Here is an 18,772-nt window from a genome sequence, read left to right on the forward strand (position 1 = left end):
ACAAACTCAGTCCTATCCAGTATCGGAGCGCTCAGAGGGGCTCGCGGCCATGATGCTGGATGCCATCGACAACCATGAACAACCACTGACAATTGAACGACTTTACCAATGGCATCGTTGGCTGTTCCCCGCCAACGAATGGTCGGTGCAGCGACTGAACGTAGGGCAGTTGCGAGGAGATGAGCCGATGCAGGTTGTCTCTGGGCGTGTTGATCGCCCCACAGTGCATTTTGAGGCACCACCCAGAGCAACTCTGGACGATCAACTGGCCGAGTTCATCCCCTGGTTTAACCAGACTCGGCATGACCCCACGATGGATCCCCTCCTTCGTGCGGCAATCAGCCATCTCTGGTTTCTGACCCTGCATCCCGTTGATGATGGCAATGGGCGGTTAGCGCGGGCACTGACCGATCTCGCGCTGTCACAGGCTGACAGCCACAGCATCCAGCTGTATGCCATGTCAGTTGCCATTCTAGAACTGCGGGGTGACTACTATCGAGCGCTTGAGTCAACACAGAAGGGCACGCTGGATATTACCTCCTGGCTATGTTGGTTCCTCGACACACTGGATTACTCCATAGAGCTGGCGTTACAGGTTATTGACCGTTCTCTTGCCAAAAAACATTTCTGGTTGCAGCACTGTCATGATGGTCTGAGTCCAGAGCAAACCAAGGTTATTAACCGTTTATTGGATGGCGGCCAACAAGGTTTTGAAAATGGCATCAACGCCAGCCAATATCAAAAAGTCGCCGGAGTCAGCAAGGCGACGGCTACACGCCATCTGGCCGAATTGGTGGGTAGGGGGTGCATTGAGAAATTACCTGGTGGCGGACGCAATACACGCTATCAGATCCGCTTGCACACCGAGGGAGTTTGAAAAAGCATCGCCATGGGGTGTTATTTTTATTTGGTAGATAAAATCTGCGATTAACGTACCAATGACGCTATTTAGTTAAATGTTGACGCCATGATGTGTGCCGTCAGGCATATGAACGAATAGACTTAACCGACAGTCATGGCTCTCAACTAATCTTTTGAGTGATAACAAACTATCGAGAACATCGGGATCTATTGTAGGAACATCACCAGGCCCGAGATTTGAAAGCAGTTTGGTCACACTGAGACGTACCAGTTGCTCTTCGGCCAGAGCCTTGGCTCTCTGGACAACCTCGGGTGATTCGGATGAAATCATATCCTCCAATGTCCTCCCCATACGGTGCTCCTACTACAGATAGAATTAAAGGCCCACGCCGAGCTGGCATGGGCTCTCAGCACTAGATCAAAAACTCTTCCAATGCACGACCATTAGCCACTGCTTCTGCGATGGTCTTGGGCATGCGACCTTGGCCAGTCCAGGTTTTCTCCTGACCGTCTTCGGTGTATTTGTATTTTGCAGGACGAGGAGCGCGCTTGCTCTTTACTGTACCCTCTGCTTTTGCAGTGGTTGCAGTACCAACAAGCTCACTCGGATCTATGCCCGCTTGTTTCAGCAGCTCGGTAAACTCAGCCAGTTTTTGCAGGCGTTCAGCGGACTCTTCTCTCAATTTGCTCTCTTGCTGCTCACGCTCAGCAAAAATCTCTTCGAATTTTTCTCTGATTTCGACCAGCTGCTCGAAAGAGAGCTCGCGCAATGCAGCTCGCAGACTACGAATATTCATCAGTATTTTCAAAAAATCGTTCATTTTTATCCTCATGTATCACATTTTTATATCAGGAAAATTATCTCTCAATCCCAGCATCAGCTCCACTGTTTTTGGCACCAAGATGATTCGAAAAAGCATCATTTAAAAATCCTGAGCTAAATTGCGTTTGGATCTACTTATTGGCCTAGCTCCAATCTGCTATGAAAATATGTAGCTAAAAATTAAATCCAAGTGGTAGTGAGCGTTGAGACCACCTCACCAGATGAGCCGATGAAGGATCTTGTTCGGCTCACGAAATGAGCCGATAGGACAATATCATTGGCTCACAGAATGAGTCGATGATAAGAAATTTTAGATTTGCCCCTTGAGGATCCAGACACTTCGCCCCTCTTAACTTAAGAGGAAGTCTTGGATGACTAGGCCACTACACATCCATGTCTCCAGAAAGCAAAAAACCCCGCAACGAGGCAGGGTTTCAGCATTTTTTCAACTTCGCACTCAGGGTAGCGACTCTCCCTTGTTTCAACTTCGCACTTAGGGTAGCGAATCTCCCTGTGCCTTGATTCTATGAAAGGTGAAGCCGCTAGTCAACATTATTACTGGCATAACCAGCATTGAGCACTTATTTGATATGTTATTTTTGGATGCCTTTGCACTCAAATTTTGGAGGTGTTTTCCAACCTGTAACGCGCCCGCTGCGTTTGTTGATCCTGCGGTATTCATTCCCCAACAGGATTTCCCATTCAGAGCCGTTCTCCGATAGAACCTGAAAAGTAGTCCCCAGCTCAATGCCTAAACCTGGTTCAGTACAGACCAACTCGGTCATCAGCCCTCCTCAATGCAGGGGCATTTGGTTGTTAATTTTCCACTCAAAACGACAGTTTGGGGTAGGATAGCTCATGAGAGGTCGTGTTTGTACAATGAGGAGTGCTACATGATGCCCTATGCAACCTATCATCCTAGTAGTGACGCAGTTACTCCGAACCGTCTCCTAGAAGGTCTTGGTATTCCTCGTGACCCACTAGGAGCACATCTATGGATCGTGGCTGGCGTTGCTCCTGGCATCATTCATCGACTGGCTGAATTGATGAGTGCAGACATAGGTTTGATATGCCGCTTAGCAGGCATTAGCCGCCACACTGTTGCTCGCAAGCTGAGGATTGGGGCTCCCCTATCAATCTCTCAGGGTGCCAGGGTATACGGCGTTGTACAGGCCCTCAATGCGGCACTATCCCTCAACAAGAACGATACTGCCAAGGCGTTGTCATGGCTAAACAGACCAGCCTGGGGCCTCGGTGGCGTGGCTCCAGCCACATTGCTGAATACACCGATGGGGGTTCAGGCTGTTGTGAATTTGGTGGGACGGATTCAGCATGGGGTGTGCAACTAAATCGAGGGTTCTGATAGGCGAATCCCCACAGAATGCTTCAAAAACAACCAATCTCATCATTTTTTGAAATTTATTTCATTTACCCCACTTGAAAAATTCGGAAAACTGTCCATTTACTAATTATGAGAGCTTCAATGAAATTTAAGCCGCTCACCATTATTCCGCTGCTACGCAGCGAAGATAAACCAGTTTTGTACACCCACGGCTATTATTTCATCAATAAACACTCATAATTGAAGGTCATAACAATCTAATAACGAATTCTATCGAAGGAGATACCCTTACAATAACTGGTTAAATTAGTGCCTAAGGCACTGAATAGTAAAACTTCAATTTATTTCTTGCATATATATCAATCATATGGGATTCACGCTACATGGTGTCATGAAGAGTAGTTATTGATATGCACTCGTAAATTCGATTCTTACCATCGCGTTTAGCGTTGTAAACCTGAATGTCAGCTGCATTTATAAGCTCTTTTGCACTAATATCTTTTTTACTAACAGCAACCCCACCACTGAGTGTTACTCGAAGAGCATCTTCACGCCAGTCCAGATGCTCAACACCATGCCTTAATGCCTCCAGTAAAGATATCGCCAAGTTCCCAGAGCCCACTTCAAACAATACAGCTAATTCTTCTCCACCATATCGACAGAACCAGCCATGCTCATAAAAAATTGAATTGCCAAGTTTCGCTACTCTTTTTAATACAGAGTCACCAGTTTGGTGTCCGAACGTATCGTTCACTTTTTTAAAGTCATCTAAATCTAACAGTGCTAAATAAAATGGCTCTTGCTTTTTTAATAGCTGAGAAAGCTTTATGTCAAAAAATCTACGGTTGTATAAACCTGTCAGTTGGTCAACATTAGCCTGTAAGCGAGCTTCTGATAATTCATGTGTCGATTTTGCCACTTCGTCATACACATGTGATAACTCAACCATTCTATTCTTAGGTGATTTTAATGAATTGTTACGACTTGACCTTATAACATTGTATAGCTCATTGAGCATGCGTTGAAAATAACGAGACCATGACAATGCGAGTAACAAATAAAGGATGCATGTTAGCGCGATGACACCTTGAACATTAAGCGACACACTCTCAATGACACCTTGTAATGTAGATTCTGGAACAACACTAACCAAGATCCAGTCTTGACCATCGACTTTGTTATATGCCACAAACATCCCAGATTCTTTATCATGGAATACGCCTTTTTCTTTTGTGAACTTTGAAAGCCAGGTCATATCTTTCATGGGAGTAAACATTAGTTCTTTATCAGGATGAACTAGCATCTTACCAGCCCCATTCACCAACATCTGATACCCAGCATCTTGCTTATAATTAAGCCACTTTGATATAGGTTGAAGTAATGTATCAATTGAAAAGACACCAACTAACTTCCCTGTCGGGTCTTCAATTGTTTTAGCTAATGAGAGGGATAGCGTTCCGTAAATGTAGTCATAATATGGTTCAGTCCAAACCATCTTGCCTTTATTTTTAACGGCAAGTTGATACCATGGCCTTATGCGTGGGTTAAAATTTGAGTCTGGTTGCCATTCAGGATGAACAAGCAATTGTCGATGCTCTGTGCCAACATAGATGTATTGTAGCCCAGCAGTTTCCTGATAACGCCGCCAGTCCTTTAAGTATTCAGACTGATGTTTGATCTTGTTATCTATAAAGTCTTTATAATCAACATTGCGATAGATAAGCTCAAACTGTGTTGTGAGGGTATCAATATATGGCTTAATCAAAACATTATGAAGTTGATCATTCTTGGATACTAACTGTTGCTGTAAATCACGTTGCAGAGTGACGGTCATATGATAGTAATAAATGGCCCCGAGAATTAATATGGGGACGAAAAGCAGAACTAACCCAAGACGCATGCGGGAAATCAATGACCATGTTTTCCACTGGGTTTTATCACTCATTACACAGACATCCTGTCTGAAAAAATCTGATGGGCTAACCATACCAGAAAGCTTTAAATGAGCCCATCATTGTGATCACCCTCCTCGAACCTGAACGAGCCCCCTCAGGACGACTTGCTCGATAACTACTTACTACCGTTCATACAATCTGAACGTTAAGGTTTGTCTACGATGAAGACGATGGCCTGAGCTTTAAAGTCATAAGTGTCTGAATATATTATATTTTCAATGGTATGTGTCACACTGCATCAAATTTATAGTAACAATAGCCAAAGCCCCGAACACATCTACAGAGACACCTTCAGGCACAGTGTTCAGATCTAATCGCCTGGCCTCCCCAAACAACCTAGTGGTGTGCTGTTCGAGAATCTCATCCAGCTCTAAAGATGAGATGGATCTTCTCCAGCGAGGGTGAGCCTTAAAGTCCTCTATAACGCAGTGTTGCAAGCATAAATGTGGGACTTCGACCCACCCGCCTGAGTCAACGGAGGTATGTACCTTGGCTTGAAAAATGACTCTGACCATCGTGAAACATCCAGATGCAAAAACTGGGAGACTTGATGATATGAGGTTAGTTCATTAATGACAAACAAGTTAACTGCGGAATGGCTTTTTGCTAGGATGGTCGAATAAAACTAGGGGGATTCTAGGCGAGCTCTTGTTTGTCGAGCGAGCGACAACCACGCTACCAAGAGTGCAAACACTGCTCCTGTCATCAAAGATGAGATGGCTCGAAATCATAGGTCTACCTACTGTAATATACTGTCAGTACATCAGATCTACAGATGCACAGTATATGTTGGCAGCGTACAGTGCCCACACAACAAGGAGATGTTGATGCAAAGCCCTGTAGTACCGGATAACGAACCGCTTCGCTTAGACGCATTGCGCCGTTTAGCGATACTTGATAGCCCCGCAGAGGAGCGTTTTGACCGGATTACCAGGATGGCTCGCAACATGTTTGATGTGCCCATCGCATTGGTTTCATTGGTGGATGAAAACAGACAGTGGTTCAAGTCATGTTGTGGGTTGCCGGTATTGGAGACACCGCGAGACATTTCTTTTTGTGGTCATGCAATTCTCGGTGAAGAACTGTTTGTAGTTGAAGACGCGGCCCAAGATCCACGATTTTCTGACAACCCCTTAGTCACGGGGGAACCACACATTCGCTTCTATGCAGGCCATCCACTAGAAGTTGGGAACGGTTTGAAGCTGGGTACATTGTGCATCATAGACTCTAAACCCAGGGGTTTTAGCCCACGAGACCAAGCGCTGTTAGCTGATTTGGCATCCATGGTTGAGAGTGAGTTACAAGCCGTTCAGAGAGCAACCATAGATGAATTGACGGGGATAACTAACCGTAGAGGATTCATGCTGCTCGCCGAAAAAAGTTTGAAATATGCATTTCGTGTAAAACACCCAGCGGCCTTACTTTTTTTAGATCTAAATCACTTCAAACTAATTAACGATAAGTTTGGTCATGACATTGGCGATGACGCGTTGCGACATATTGCCGAGTTGTTATGCCGAGTATTCCGCGATGCTGATATATTCGCTCGCCTTGGTGGGGATGAATTCGTTGTCCTTTTACCTGGCACTGGTAGTGAACATTGTCAGAGAATTAAAGAGCGGCTGAATCATGCAATAGATGACTTCAATAGTCATAGTGGTAAGCCATACCAGTTGTCATGCTCCTTAGGAATTGTTATTTACGATGCTAGTATTCCACCTGATTTAGATCAACTACTCCGGCAAGCAGATGAGGAGATGTATGTATGCAAAGGGCTGCGTTCATAATAGGCATCGATTCATTCTATGTCGTTCGGCGTTGTAACTCTAGATACAGGGCGTGCGAGTAATCTTTAAAGTTAAATATGTAAATATTACAAAGCAATCCAGTAGTCATCATATATTTTTCATTTAAAAATGAAGAAAGTTTAATTTTGAGCTATATTGAGCGTATGATATGTCAATGTGAGATCTATATGTTTTCACAAAACCTTATAAAAAACATATTTTATATTTTTTTCATTATATTCTCGCTAGGTGTAAGTGCTGTTGAAAACACTATAGTTTTGGTGAGTTCAGATGACACCTTCAAATCAAGGTATGGATGTTGGCTTCATAATATTTACAGCGAGGCATTCTCCAGACTAGGATATAAACTAATTTATCGTGGCGTTCCTGGTGGACGAGCCCCAATTCTGGCTGAGAATGGAAGTGTCGATGGAGAGATACATCGACCATTAGAATATCAGCAACAAACAAAAAATATGATTAGAGTGAACGAGTCACATTTTTATGTGACTATCGAGGCATATGTATATGATAAAAAGTTAGAATTTAATTCTTGGGATGACTTAAACAAAGATGGTTTAAAGATTGAGTTTAGAAGAGGTTCTAAGCGCGCAGGAGAGGTTCTCTCAAAGTTGATTAAACCATCTTTACTTACTGATGTGAATACGACAGAACAGGGATTGAAAAAACTGATAAAAGGGCGTACAGATATATTTATTGAGCAAACCCTTGTATTTGATAAAAACAAAAAAGACCTACTTGAAAGCTCACCAGAATACGAAAAAGTACATTCGGCTGGCGTTGTAGATAAATTAGAAGGCTATGCCTATCTTAATAATAGGCATTTTACGCTAGCACAAAGATTAGCCTCTACGCTAAACATGATGAAAGTGGAAAATAAGATTGAACAGTTGAAAGATAAATATTGCTACCATGATTAACTAGAAATATTTTTTGCCGCGCATTGTAATATCATCCTCCATGGTCTCCCCTTAGCCGCAAGGCTTCCATTGAGGCCGCTCATGATGTGATGCTGGCTTGGTCTCCTGTCGAGTTGAATCCCATGCGAGAAGCTAATGTGTTAACGATCACACTACAACTAAAATCCGTCATATGTAATGCTACATTCCATTCTGTTGCATCTCAAAGAATGCCATACTATTTGCGTTTAAAACCGATATGAAAAAAGGAAGCAAGGATGCAACCTCTTCATGAAACCTCAGATCCCGACTTTCTACGCCTAGATGCGTTACGCCGTCTTCAAGCACTTGATTCCCCTACAGAGGAACGTTTCATTCGTATAACAAGGATGGCTCGTAATATTTTTGACGTGCCTATTGCCCTAATATCCTTTGAAGATAATGAGCATGGATGGGCTAAACCTTGTTATGGTTTAAACATGCATGAACCACTTCCGAATATCTCCTTTTGTAAAAAAGGGTTTCTCACAAAGAGCATGCTTGTTATAGAGGATACAACTCAAGATCCCCTATATGCTGAGAATCCGATGGTTATTGGGGAGCCATATATTCGCTTCTATGCTGGACACTCATTAGTCATAACGAATGGACTGCACATTGGTTCCTTGTGCATTATAGATCGGAAGCCAAGGGTTTTTGGTGACAAAGAGAGACGTTTATTTACTGACTTAGCATCTACAGTTGAGAGCGAGTTACGTGCTGTACAAATGGCTACAATAGATGAACTTACTGGGATCACTAATAGACGAGGGTTTATTCTTTTAGCTGAGAAATATTTGCAGCATGCATTTAGAACAAAGAGAAGTCTTTCATTATTGTTTATCGATTTGAATAATTTTAAATCGATAAACGATCGCTTTGGTCATGATGTGGGAGATGATGCATTGTGCCAAGCTGCCAGACTAATAAATATGGTTTTTAGAAACTCTGATATTTGTGCAAGATTAGGTGGTGATGAATATGTAGTTTTAGTTCCTGAGACAAACTATGAGTATTTACAATATATGCGTAGTAGGATAAATATCTCATTTGATGAATTCAACTTACACAGCGGTAAAGCCTACACCCTATCTTGCTCAGTAGGTATAGTGAGCTATAATCCCACGACTCCACCAGATCTAAACATGTTACTTCGATTAGCAGATGACGAAATGTATCGTTGCAAGCAAGATGGATAAATTAGATGCTAGCCATGGGTAAATTAATTATGTGTTCTCAGCAGGAGATTAATGAGTTACAATGATAAGAGCAACATGAACTTTTTATCTGTGCTCATTCAGATTATTAAATCTACTTAATAGTTCTGTTGTGCGCCCATATAGTGACGGCGACTCTTGATTTTAGATTAAGTTTTCTTAAAATATTTTTCACATGTATTTTTACAGTCCCTGGTGATATGAATAAAAGTTTGGATATAACTTTATTCGAGTGGCCCTCAGCAAGAAGCTTTACTACATCAATTTCCCTATGGCTTAATGATTCGATAATGCCAACATTTATTTCTGATGATAAACTTAACATGAGTTTATTTTTTGGCTGAGGGCTTTCAACTGATGCATCTGCACATATACTCTTAATGCAGCTGATTAAATCAAGCGGTTCAATATCTTTTAAAAGATATCCATTTGCTCCGAACCTAAACGCTTCTACAACATCAATTTCCAAATCTGACTCGGTGAAGATAACGACCTTGCTTTTTATTTTCTTTGCTCTGATTCTCTTCAGCGTTTCTAATCCATTAAGCACTGGCATTTGAAGGTCAAGCAATATTAAATCTGGTTCATATTCTACTGCCAGATCTAATCCTTCTTTACCATTGCCAGCCTCTGCAATCACCTTCATAAGGTGATCTGTTGAGAGTGTAGCTTTGACTCCTGCCCGCAATATAGCGTGGTCATCTACAAGCAATACTTTTAATGCTTGCATTTCTTCGATTGAAACTTTGTTATCCATAACTACATTCTCAATACCATGCTAGCGTCACATTACACCATACTTGCATAAAAAAACACTATAAATCAACACGTTAACCAATATTCAGGATGCAACTCTATAATGGCCCATAGCTATGTATCTTTATCATTTTAACCCCAGTCGTTTGGCTAGACGATGTAAGTTACCACAATCAATGTCTAAGGCTCGTGCTGTTGCAGCCCAATTATCATTATGATCTGCTAGTACCTTTTTAATTAACGCAGACTGAAATGCATCAGTTGATGCTCTCAAACCCATTTGGTTACTAGCGAAGTCATCCATATTTTCGGTAGGACTTATGCCAGATTGAGGCATTGGTGGTATAGCTATACTGAAATGATGGGTTGCAAGCGTCAGAACCGGACTTCGTTGCTCTGCTCTAGCCAATACGGCACCACGATGAATGGCATGCTCCAGTTCGCGCACATTACCAGGCCAGTCATAGCCCTTCAAAAGATGCAGTGCTTGAGGTTGGATCCGCAGTTGCTCTAACCCCATACTCACTCGACAGCACTCGCAAAAGTAACCAGCCAGCAAGGAGATATCATCCTCTCTGTCTCTCAAGGCTGGTACATGTATAGGGAAAACACTCAGGCGATGATAGAGGTCTGCTCGAAACTCGCCATCGATGACCGCTTTCTTCAAGTCTCGATTCGTTGCAGCAAGCACACGTACATTGACTTTTAGTGGAGTGTCATCACCAATCCGCTGCAAGTCTCCATATTGAATGACACGTAGCAATTTTGCCTGCAATGATAAGGATAATTCACCAATTTCATCCAGGAACAATGTGCCCTTATCCGCTAGTTCAAATTTACCCGCACGGTTATGAATAGCGCCTGTAAACGCTCCCTTCACATGTCCAAATAGTTCACTCTCTGCTACGGATTCCGGTAGAGCTGCGCAATTGAGATATACCAATTTGCGATCTGCCCGTGGCGAGCCAAGATGTACAGCTTTTGCTATTAACTCCTTACCTACACCCGTTTCGCCCAAAATTAGGACGTTTAAATCAGTATTAGCAACTATATCTACTTCATGCTTTAGCTGCTGCATCGCCCGAGAATGCCCGATTATCTCGAATCTATCTGCACCTGTTGGTGTTGAAGGTATTAATGGCTCACTGCTCTGGCGAGCTAAACGCTCTAGTAGTAATGAGTTACTTAACGCCGCTGCCGCTAGTGCACCAACTAAACGCAACTCTTCATCGCTAATGTCATCAAACTGGGCAGGATTCATTCCATCGATGGTCAATGCACCAATCAAGACTTGATCGGAGAACAGAGGTAAACCAACACAAGCATGCACCTTAAATTCTGCATGATCAGGGATCAAGCCATCATAGGGGTCTGGCAAGTTACTATCTGCCGGAAAGCGTACTACGTCACCAGCACGAGCAATTGCCTCCATGCGTGGGTGCTCCTTGATGGCGAAACGGCGTCCTAATACGTCCTGCATTAAGCCATCGATGGCGAGCGGGATGAACTGGCCTCCTTCGTACCGTAGCAAGGCTGACGCATCTGAGTTCAGTAGGCTGCGAATACTCTGGATAAGGCGGTGGAATCTGTCTTGATGTGAAATCCCCAGCTGTATGTCTATAGCAATACGAGCCAAACTGTCTGTCGAAATCATCGTTAGTGTCCAAATGACATTAATGCTGTCATTTAAACAATATCAATGCTATGTCATTTTAACAAATAAATAAATTAAATCTCATAAAAACAATAAGTTATGGGTTGGCATGTTAGCTGCAATAGTTGATATCAAGAAATACCAACTATTACATACTGAGGAATTGCCAGATGACCATTCATGTCAAAAACAACATTCACTGGGTCGGCCAACGGGACTGGGAAGTTCGAGATTTTCATGGTACTGAGTACAAGACAAACAAGGGGACGAGCTACAACAGCTATCTCATCCGTGAAGGGAAGAACGTGCTGATTGATACAGTCGATCATAAGTTCAGCCGAGAGTTCGTTCAAAACCTTGCAGCAGAGATCGACCTTAACCTTATCGATTATGTGGTGATCAACCATGCTGAGGAAGATCACGCAGGGGCACTGACCGAATTGATGGCTCGTATCCCAGGCACTCCGATTTACTGCACTCACAACGCTATCGACTCAATCACGGGACACCATCATCATCCTGAATGGAACTTCCATCCAGTCAAAACAGGCGACAGTCTCGACATCGGTAATGGCAAGCAGCTGGTGTTCATTGAAACACCTATGCTGCACTGGCCCGACAGCATGATGACCTACATGACTGAGGACGCAGTGTTGTTTTCTAACGATGCCTTCGGTCAACACTATTGTGATGAGCATCTGTTCAATGACGAAGTAGATCAAACCGAATTGATGGAGCAGTGCCAACGGTACTACGCAAATATCCTCACCCCATTCAGCCCACTTGTGACAGCTAAAATCAAAGAGGTGCTTGGATTCAACCTGCCAGTAAGCATGGTGGCAACCTCCCACGGTATTGTCTGGCGTGAGGATCCGACCCAAATTATTCTCAAGTATCTGGAGTGGGCAGACCACTACCAAGAAGATCGTATCACCCTGTTCTATGACTCGATGTCAAACAACACCCGTATGATGGCCGATGCCATCGCACAGGGTATTCACGAAGTTGACCCTGGGGTCGCAGTCAAGATCTACAACGTAGCCCGCCACGATAAGAACGAGATCCTGACACAAGTGTTCCGCTCCAAGGGAATACTCGTGGGCTCATCCACAATGAACAACGTCATGATGCCTAAGGTGGCAGGCATGCTGGAGGAGATAACTGGCCTGCGCTTTAGAAACAAGCGTGCTTCTGCATTCGGCAGTTACGGCTGGACTGGTGGTGCAGTAGATCGTATCCAGACCCGATTGATGGATGCAGGCTTTGATATCAGCATTTCTCTGAAAGCCAAATGGCGACCAGATGGTTCTGCACTGGCAGAGTGCCGAGAGCATGGACGCCAGCTCGCTCGTCAATGGGCGTTACATCCTATTGAGGTGCCTCGCCCAGAAAAAGCAGCCCATCAAGTGCCATTCACTGTTGATATCTCCCCTGTAGAGGAGACCACCCAGTCAGTTGTAGCCGGAGTAGACGATGAGCAAGCAATGCTTTGCACAGTCTGCCAGTGGGTTTATGACCCCGCCTTAGGTGAACCGGATCAATTGGTTGCGGTTGGCACTCCCTGGAGCCTTGTACCGGAGAGTTTCCTTTGCCCTGGCTGCGGCATCGGCAAGGAGGTATTCGAACCATGCGCAGTGGAGGCATGTGTATGAGCGCATTAAATGAGCATTATGCTGGTTCCAGCCAGGATATAGTCATCATCGGTAGCGGCTTTGCCGCTCAGCAGTTGGTAAAAAGCTTGCGTAAATTAGATGGTGAAAGACCGATCCGTCTTATTACCGCTGATAATGGCAATGAATATAACAAACCGGACTTGAGTCATGTGGTCAGTCGTGGTTACACCGCCAGCGCAATGACAAAGTTGACGGGGGCTCAATTTGCTGAACAGCAACGTATCATTCTGTCACCTAATACGATTGTGCATAGCATTAGTCCGAATAACAAAATGGTACACACAAATAATGGCGATTTTTCTTATGGCCAGCTAGTGCTGGCAACTGGGGCCAGTTCTATACTGCCTCCCGTTCCCAACTCGGATAAAATGGTAACCCTCAATAGCCAAAATGATTATGCCAATGCCGAACAATTAATTAAGAATGCAAAACGCATTATGGTACTCGGAGCAGGTTTGATCGGCTGTGAGTTGGCTATGGATATGGTGGGCCAAGACCGAATTGTGACGCTTGTAGATCTGGCGGACAGCCCCCTAAGTACATTAATGCCAGCTGCATTGAGTCAACCGTTACTGCAAGCCTTACGGGAGCAGGGGGTTGACCTAAAACTTGGTCGAGGTATCAAGTCGATACAAAGAGGAGATGCCAACGAATCCTTTACGATAGAGCTCACTGACAGCAGTTTCAGTGAACAGGATCTTGTCATTTCAGCTATAGGTCTACAACCGAATCTATCCTTAGCGATGAATGCGGGACTGGCTGTAAGGCGTGGAATTGTAGTGGATGAATACCTGAGAACATCGAGTGAGCACATTTATGCGCTTGGCGATTGCGTTGAGTGGAAAGGTGAATTACGCCCCTTTTTGCAGCCAATTGTTCTCGGTGCCAATGCATTATCTAAAACTCTGATTGGTAAGCCAACACCACTAACGCTTCCTCCAATGCTAGTGAAGGTAAAAACACTTCAATATCCTTTGCAGTTAGCTGGTAGAACAAAAGGTACAGACCTTTCATGGCAGTTTAAGTGGAATAAAAATGGAATGGTCGCAGAAGCTCGCAGCGAGGATGGTGAAATGTGCGGCTTTGTCGTAGGTGGAGACCAAATGGGAGCTGCATTCCCACTTCTACGCCTTCTTTCTAGATGAATAATTGCTGGCTGAGCATATGCTCAGCCTTACTTAATTTCATAGATTATTAAGGATAAAACATGTCGCTACTGCATAGTATACCAGCTCATTGGGTTGTTCGCCGTTCAACCCCATTCTTTACAAATGAAAACGTACCACAGGCTCTATTAACCCATCACAATACAGCTGCTGGCGTATTCGGTCAGTTATGTGTAATGGAGGGGACGGTAACATATTACGGTTTTGCTGATGAAACAGCGGAGATACCTGAAATTACGCTTGTAATCCGAGCCGGAGAGTTTGCAACCAGCCCACCTCAGTATTGGCACAGGGTTGAACTGTCTGAAGATGCTAGATTCAATATCCATTTTTGGGCTGAAAACGTAAGCTCAGACACCCCACTCATTAAGACAAGAGAATAAATTACAATCTGGTCATCGCCACAAACTAGGCCAACTGCCCATCCAGATCAAAATGAATAACTGTAATGTTGTTTATGATTGGCTGTTTTTGCGATGGGAGTTGGCTAGATGAGTGGGATTGAAACCATAACCATGCTGAGTGGCTTGGTGTATCTGTTGTTGTTCCAGTGGCATGAGCGTTCAGGTTGGTCTTGGCAGCTGTTCCTGATGCTAACCGCCGCTGTATGGTTGACGGTAGCAGCCAAGCCACCACTAAGTAGTTTAATCGTGCTTGCTGTCGCTATTGTCATGCTTTATAGATATAAATTAATATCCGCATTTTATGATTCAAGAGATCAACAACTTCGTAGTTTAGTTAGATATTTCTTAGTTACATCGTGGGGATTTGTAACAATACAGTATGGTGTTTATATTTTTCAACTCCACCAGGGTGACCTACCTTGGCTGTCTAGACCTGATATCGTAGATGGCTTTCTACCTATAGCGGGCGGTCTTGGCTTGCGGGCGTTGTTGAGTTTGGGCATTACTGATTACCACCATCCAGCTGCAACAATCACAGTCTTGGTTATTTCCTTATCTGGACTCATTTTAGGTCGTGCCTTCTGCTCATGGTTTTGCCCTCTTGGGGTTGTCGGTGAATGGCTGCATCATTTTCGAAATTTGCTGCTACCAGGTGAGTGGGCTCCGCCAAAATGGCTAGACCTACTGCTCAAATCTCAAAAATTTCTAGTTCTATCATTTCTGATGTTCATAGTTATTCTTGCTGTTCCAAATGTTGCACTGCCAGGGTACTTGATGAGCCAGTATCACCAAGCTGCTGACATGAAAATGGGAGCCTTCTTTTTCAACTTGAACTTTATATCAGGTATTTTTTTTGTTTGGGTATTAAGTATCACGATGTTTTTCAAGCAAGGCTTCTGTAGATACCTATGCCCTTATGGTGGATGGCTTTCCTTGCTGGGGCTTCTGACACCATTGCGTATTCGCAGGTCTTCCAGCAGCTGTTTACGAAGCAAGGGATACGATTGTGATAAATGCAGTAGAGCATGTCCATCAAGAATACAGGTTCATGAACTTATATCAGTCAGAAATCTTGAGTGTACAAACTGTTTAACTTGTATCTCTGCATGCCCAAAACAAGCTAATGCTATTCATTTTGGCACTGCGAATAAAAAGGTTTCAGCAAAGAAACTGCTTGCAATGTTGTGTGTTTTACTTCTCTTAATGCCATTGCTAGCTCATGTGATTTTCGATTTTTGGACAAGCAAAACACTATTAGAACAACGCCGCTACCTATTGGATATTCTGTCGAGTCTTTCACATTAGAGTTGATGTCTTATCTCACAAAAGCATAAATAATCAACATTGATGAAATAAGGTGTATCCAGGTTAGGTTGTGATAGTTGGTATATGAACTTAGATAGCGTTAGGGTATATGTATTCAATGGATAGAATCACTATATACCTAACGCATATCATGGTTAGGTAAGTCACGCCACATATAGCCTTCGTTAATATATGCTGGATTGGATTTTAACTTTGATAGCGCTTCATTGATATCAGATATAACTTTATAACCCCACTCAGTTTTCGGTGCGGCAACATAAGTTGATATTTCTTTTGGCTGTCCAGCTATCGGAAGAACTTTGAACTTCCCTAGATAAGCCTTTTTATTTAAATCAGATACTGTTGATGAGCCATACCCAAACTTACTTTCTGTGTAATAGATAATTTCCTCTGGGTATGCAACGGTAAAACCATTTACATCTTTTAATAGCATATCCAGGACATTACCCATCGGAGCATTGAGAGAGTAGTTAACTCTCTTATTTGTTTTATCTTTAATTGCGAGGTCAAATTTACTTCCATATGAACGAGATGCTATGAAATAGCCAAGTTTATCCTTCGATTGAATCAACCGAAGCAAATCAACACCGTCTCCATCAATTATATACTGCTTATAAGTGTTAAGCTCACTGGATGGTATGATTACATGTGGTGCAGTTGATAGTGTTTTATGAAAAGTAGAAAATTTTTGATACTTCTCTCTTTCAGGTGTCTTTATCATATTTCCACAAACAACTTTCTGTCCTTGCTCCATAATATGCCGGATCCTGGCGATGTTAGCCCATATGATCACATGGTTATACTGGGGCAATTCAGCTCTGATCATAGCGTCAGTAACATCAACCACACCTCTACCTGAATAGCTACCATCCTTAATATAAAATGGAGGGATATCATATTGAACCCAATGGATTGTCTCTTTTGCAGTTACATCGACAGATATAATAAAAGAGATGAGTATTAGAAGAATCCTTTTCATGGCAATTTCACCTCTCTATTATACTGATATAAACCATAGTGCGGCGATTAGTCAGCAACACTAACATCTTCACAAGAAAATATTGGCATACGTATGCGCTTTCGTAAACCTACTAACGTAGAAATTTCTGGTTTTCTGTATCGTCAAGGATGGTGCTGAACGTTGATACGCCGAACTCTCCCGCTTGTCGCCATACACGGCAGCATGAGGCTTGATTGTTGCTGTCCCATAGAGCCCATAGAGCTTGTACGCTATGTGGCGTGCTCTTGAGACCAAGTGCTGTCAGTCAATGGTTAGATAAAAAATGGTTTTCAGGTGAGAACCACACCTACACAATCAGTATTTGAAAATCATGGAATTTTGATATATGAACTATATTTTCGCCTTAAATCATCAATATCTTTTTTTGCTTTCCTTTCTTTTTCCTCTAGTGCTTTTATCTCATTTGATTTTTCTTTCAACAACTGCTCAAACATTACTTTAGCCAGCTCTCTTGCTTTAATATCAATGATGCTTGCCAAGTCTTTTGATTTTTCTGTTAGAGCCTCTTCTCGTTCTTGCAGCGAGATGAGGCTATCATTTAAATTTTTCTGTATTAGATCTAAGGAAGCTGAACGCCTACGTATTTCGACTTCATTAGCATCAAGCTGAGCCTCTTTGGCTTTAATGGTTCTATTTATATCATCAACCTGTGAATAAAACTCAGCCTTAAGTTCATCTAAATTGAGAAGATCGCGTAGTAAGTCTTGCTTTTGATCAACTTCATCTTGTATATGATAGAGACGGTCTTTCAATTCCATTTCAAAGCTTCTGTATTGATCTTCCAATAGGATTATTTTTTCCTGTGCCTCTAAAATAGACAACTCTTTTTCTTTTAATACTCTCTCCCATCTTCTCAGAATTGCGTTAGCCTTGCCTTCTGCATGCCGAGACTGTTGAATTACTCGCTGCATATCACTTAGCTCAGATTGACTCGTATTTTTTATCGCGTTGTATTCTGCATTAAGCCTTTTAACCTCTGCATCATGTTTTGAACTCAATGATGAATACTGATGCTGTAAAGATAATAACTGCTGCCTATTATGGGAGTACATCATTTCGGAGAAGTTGCCAATAGGAGCCACAGACACCCATTTTTTAGGGCATTTTTTAAGATAATCTCTAATCTCTTCTTTTGAGATTATCTCTCCTTTCACACGAAATAGACTAAGGTCAAGTTCAACGCAGGTTGCATTCACCATTTTTAATTCTTTAATTTTTTCTCGACCACAAAAGTGCGTAACTGCAACTTCGATGAGAACCTTCTCTCCATCGATGAACCCAATTACATCCGGGATAACTCGGCCCTCATAAACCTCACATACCATCTCATCAAAAACTATGTTTTTATGGATTGGGTTTATAGTTCCAATCGGCAGTATCAACTGCCTATCCGTTGCTAAAACCTCTTTAGCCAAGATATGTATTTCGGTTTCTGGCCTCCAGGTACAGGAATTCTGCTCGATTGAATTAGGCTCATGAGCAAAATAATGGGCTTTAACTTGCCCTTTCATAGCCCAGACAGCGCCCTGACAACCGATGCATGTGCAATTGCATGCTTTTCCACTCACAACGTCTTTGACATCAACTATATGGCCGTTGTCATCAAGAGCACGAGTCATCAGGATTCTTGCCATCTCTATCCTACCCACAAGTGGATCTATGTATAAAAGCACATCAGTTTATTCAGTTAAATTGGATGCTTTAACTAAATCAGTAGTTACAACACTTTCATGAAAAATCATACACTTACATTTGATTGTTTTGAACTTCATCAAGTTCCAATTGGATTTAGACGTATGACCACTCCCCAGGTGAGCTTATTGGACTT

Annotated in this window: 16 protein-coding genes; 9 read left to right on the forward strand and 7 right to left on the reverse strand. The window is 42.8% G+C overall.

The genetic code is table 11. The annotated features are described in order from the left end of the window. Nucleotides 1–49: 49 nt before the first annotated feature. A complete protein-coding gene (locus OKB77_RS00950) occupies nt 50–877 on the forward strand; it encodes a Fic family protein (RefSeq protein WP_270816860.1) in 828 nt (275 codons plus the stop codon). A gap of 397 nt (nt 878–1,274) precedes the next feature. On the opposite strand, the gene OKB77_RS00955 is transcribed toward OKB77_RS00950, so the two are convergent. Further along, nucleotides 1,275–1,682, reverse strand: coding sequence for an H-NS family histone-like protein (locus OKB77_RS00955; protein ID WP_042024860.1), 408 nt, complete (start codon nt 1,680–1,682; stop codon nt 1,275–1,277). A 595-nt stretch (nt 1,683–2,277) separates the two neighbouring features. After that, a complete protein-coding gene (locus OKB77_RS00960) occupies nt 2,278–2,469 on the reverse strand; it encodes a hypothetical protein (RefSeq protein WP_058059819.1) in 192 nt (63 codons plus the stop codon). A 111-nt stretch (nt 2,470–2,580) separates the two neighbouring features. Here OKB77_RS00960 and OKB77_RS00965 point away from each other — a divergent pair, with 111 nt between their 5' ends. After that, nucleotides 2,581–3,033, forward strand: coding sequence for an antitoxin Xre/MbcA/ParS toxin-binding domain-containing protein (locus tag OKB77_RS00965; RefSeq protein ID WP_223849330.1), 453 nt, complete (start codon nt 2,581–2,583; stop codon nt 3,031–3,033). Between the two features lie 372 nt (nt 3,034–3,405). On the opposite strand, the gene OKB77_RS00970 is transcribed toward OKB77_RS00965, so the two are convergent. Next, complete coding sequence (locus OKB77_RS00970; RefSeq protein ID WP_270816813.1) at nt 3,406–4,971, reverse strand: sensor domain-containing diguanylate cyclase; 1,566 nt, start codon at nt 4,969–4,971, stop codon at nt 3,406–3,408. An 837-nt stretch (nt 4,972–5,808) separates the two neighbouring features. Here OKB77_RS00970 and OKB77_RS00975 point away from each other — a divergent pair. The 3 genes from OKB77_RS00975 (at nt 5,809) to OKB77_RS00985 (ending at nt 8,926) form a co-directional block, all read left to right on the forward strand. Beyond that, a complete protein-coding gene (locus OKB77_RS00975) occupies nt 5,809–6,768 on the forward strand; it encodes a GGDEF domain-containing protein (protein ID WP_058055680.1) in 960 nt (319 codons plus the stop codon). A 188-nt stretch (nt 6,769–6,956) separates the two neighbouring features. Then, nucleotides 6,957–7,709, forward strand: a complete 753-nt coding sequence (locus OKB77_RS00980; RefSeq protein ID WP_107683372.1) for a hypothetical protein — start codon at nt 6,957–6,959, stop codon at nt 7,707–7,709. Nucleotides 7,710–7,966: 257 nt separating this feature from the next. After that, nucleotides 7,967–8,926: a sensor domain-containing diguanylate cyclase gene (locus OKB77_RS00985; protein ID WP_081043421.1), complete on the forward strand. Its 960-nt coding sequence runs from the start codon at nt 7,967–7,969 to the stop codon at nt 8,924–8,926. Between the two features lie 112 nt (nt 8,927–9,038). Here the strand turns inward: OKB77_RS00985 and OKB77_RS00990 are convergent, their stop codons facing one another. After that, entirely contained in the window at nt 9,039–9,701 is a 663-nt protein-coding gene (locus tag OKB77_RS00990) for a response regulator (RefSeq protein ID WP_058055682.1), read from the reverse strand. A gap of 126 nt (nt 9,702–9,827) precedes the next feature. Further along, a complete protein-coding gene (gene norR / locus OKB77_RS00995) occupies nt 9,828–11,354 on the reverse strand; it encodes a nitric oxide reductase transcriptional regulator NorR (RefSeq protein WP_058053329.1) in 1,527 nt (508 codons plus the stop codon). A 170-nt stretch (nt 11,355–11,524) separates the two neighbouring features. On the opposite strand from norR, the gene norV reads away from it, so the two are divergent. The 4 genes from norV to OKB77_RS01015 all read left to right on the forward strand — a co-directional run bounded on the left by norV (nt 11,525) and on the right by OKB77_RS01015 (nt 15,902). After that, on the forward strand, nt 11,525–13,006 hold the full coding sequence (gene norV / locus OKB77_RS01000; protein WP_017408675.1) for an anaerobic nitric oxide reductase flavorubredoxin: 1,482 nt from the start codon (nt 11,525–11,527) through the stop codon (nt 13,004–13,006). Continuing rightward, the gene (norW, locus tag OKB77_RS01005; protein ID WP_042024864.1) at nt 13,003–14,172 is read left to right on the forward strand and encodes an NADH:flavorubredoxin reductase NorW; all 1,170 of its coding nucleotides are present in this window, start codon (nt 13,003–13,005) and stop codon (nt 14,170–14,172) included. Before norV ends, norW begins: the two co-directional genes overlap by 4 nt. A gap of 62 nt (nt 14,173–14,234) precedes the next feature. After that, nucleotides 14,235–14,576 (forward strand): DUF1971 domain-containing protein, encoded by a 342-nt coding sequence (locus OKB77_RS01010; RefSeq protein ID WP_017408673.1) that lies wholly within the window; start codon nt 14,235–14,237, stop codon nt 14,574–14,576. Between the two features lie 108 nt (nt 14,577–14,684). After that, on the forward strand, nt 14,685–15,902 hold the full coding sequence (locus OKB77_RS01015; RefSeq protein WP_270816814.1) for a 4Fe-4S binding protein: 1,218 nt from the start codon (nt 14,685–14,687) through the stop codon (nt 15,900–15,902). A 139-nt stretch (nt 15,903–16,041) separates the two neighbouring features. On the opposite strand, the gene OKB77_RS01020 is transcribed toward OKB77_RS01015, so the two are convergent. Further along, complete coding sequence (locus tag OKB77_RS01020) at nt 16,042–16,902, reverse strand: TIGR02285 family protein (RefSeq protein ID WP_270816815.1); 861 nt, start codon at nt 16,900–16,902, stop codon at nt 16,042–16,044. Between the two features lie 350 nt (nt 16,903–17,252). Next, entirely contained in the window at nt 17,253–18,578 is a 1,326-nt protein-coding gene (locus OKB77_RS01025; RefSeq protein WP_270816816.1) for a hypothetical protein, read from the reverse strand. Nucleotides 18,579–18,772 lie beyond the last annotated feature (194 nt).

Source organism: Aeromonas sp. Y318-3 (genome assembly GCF_027706185.1).
Taxonomy (GTDB): domain Bacteria; phylum Pseudomonadota; class Gammaproteobacteria; order Enterobacterales; family Aeromonadaceae; genus Aeromonas; species Aeromonas veronii.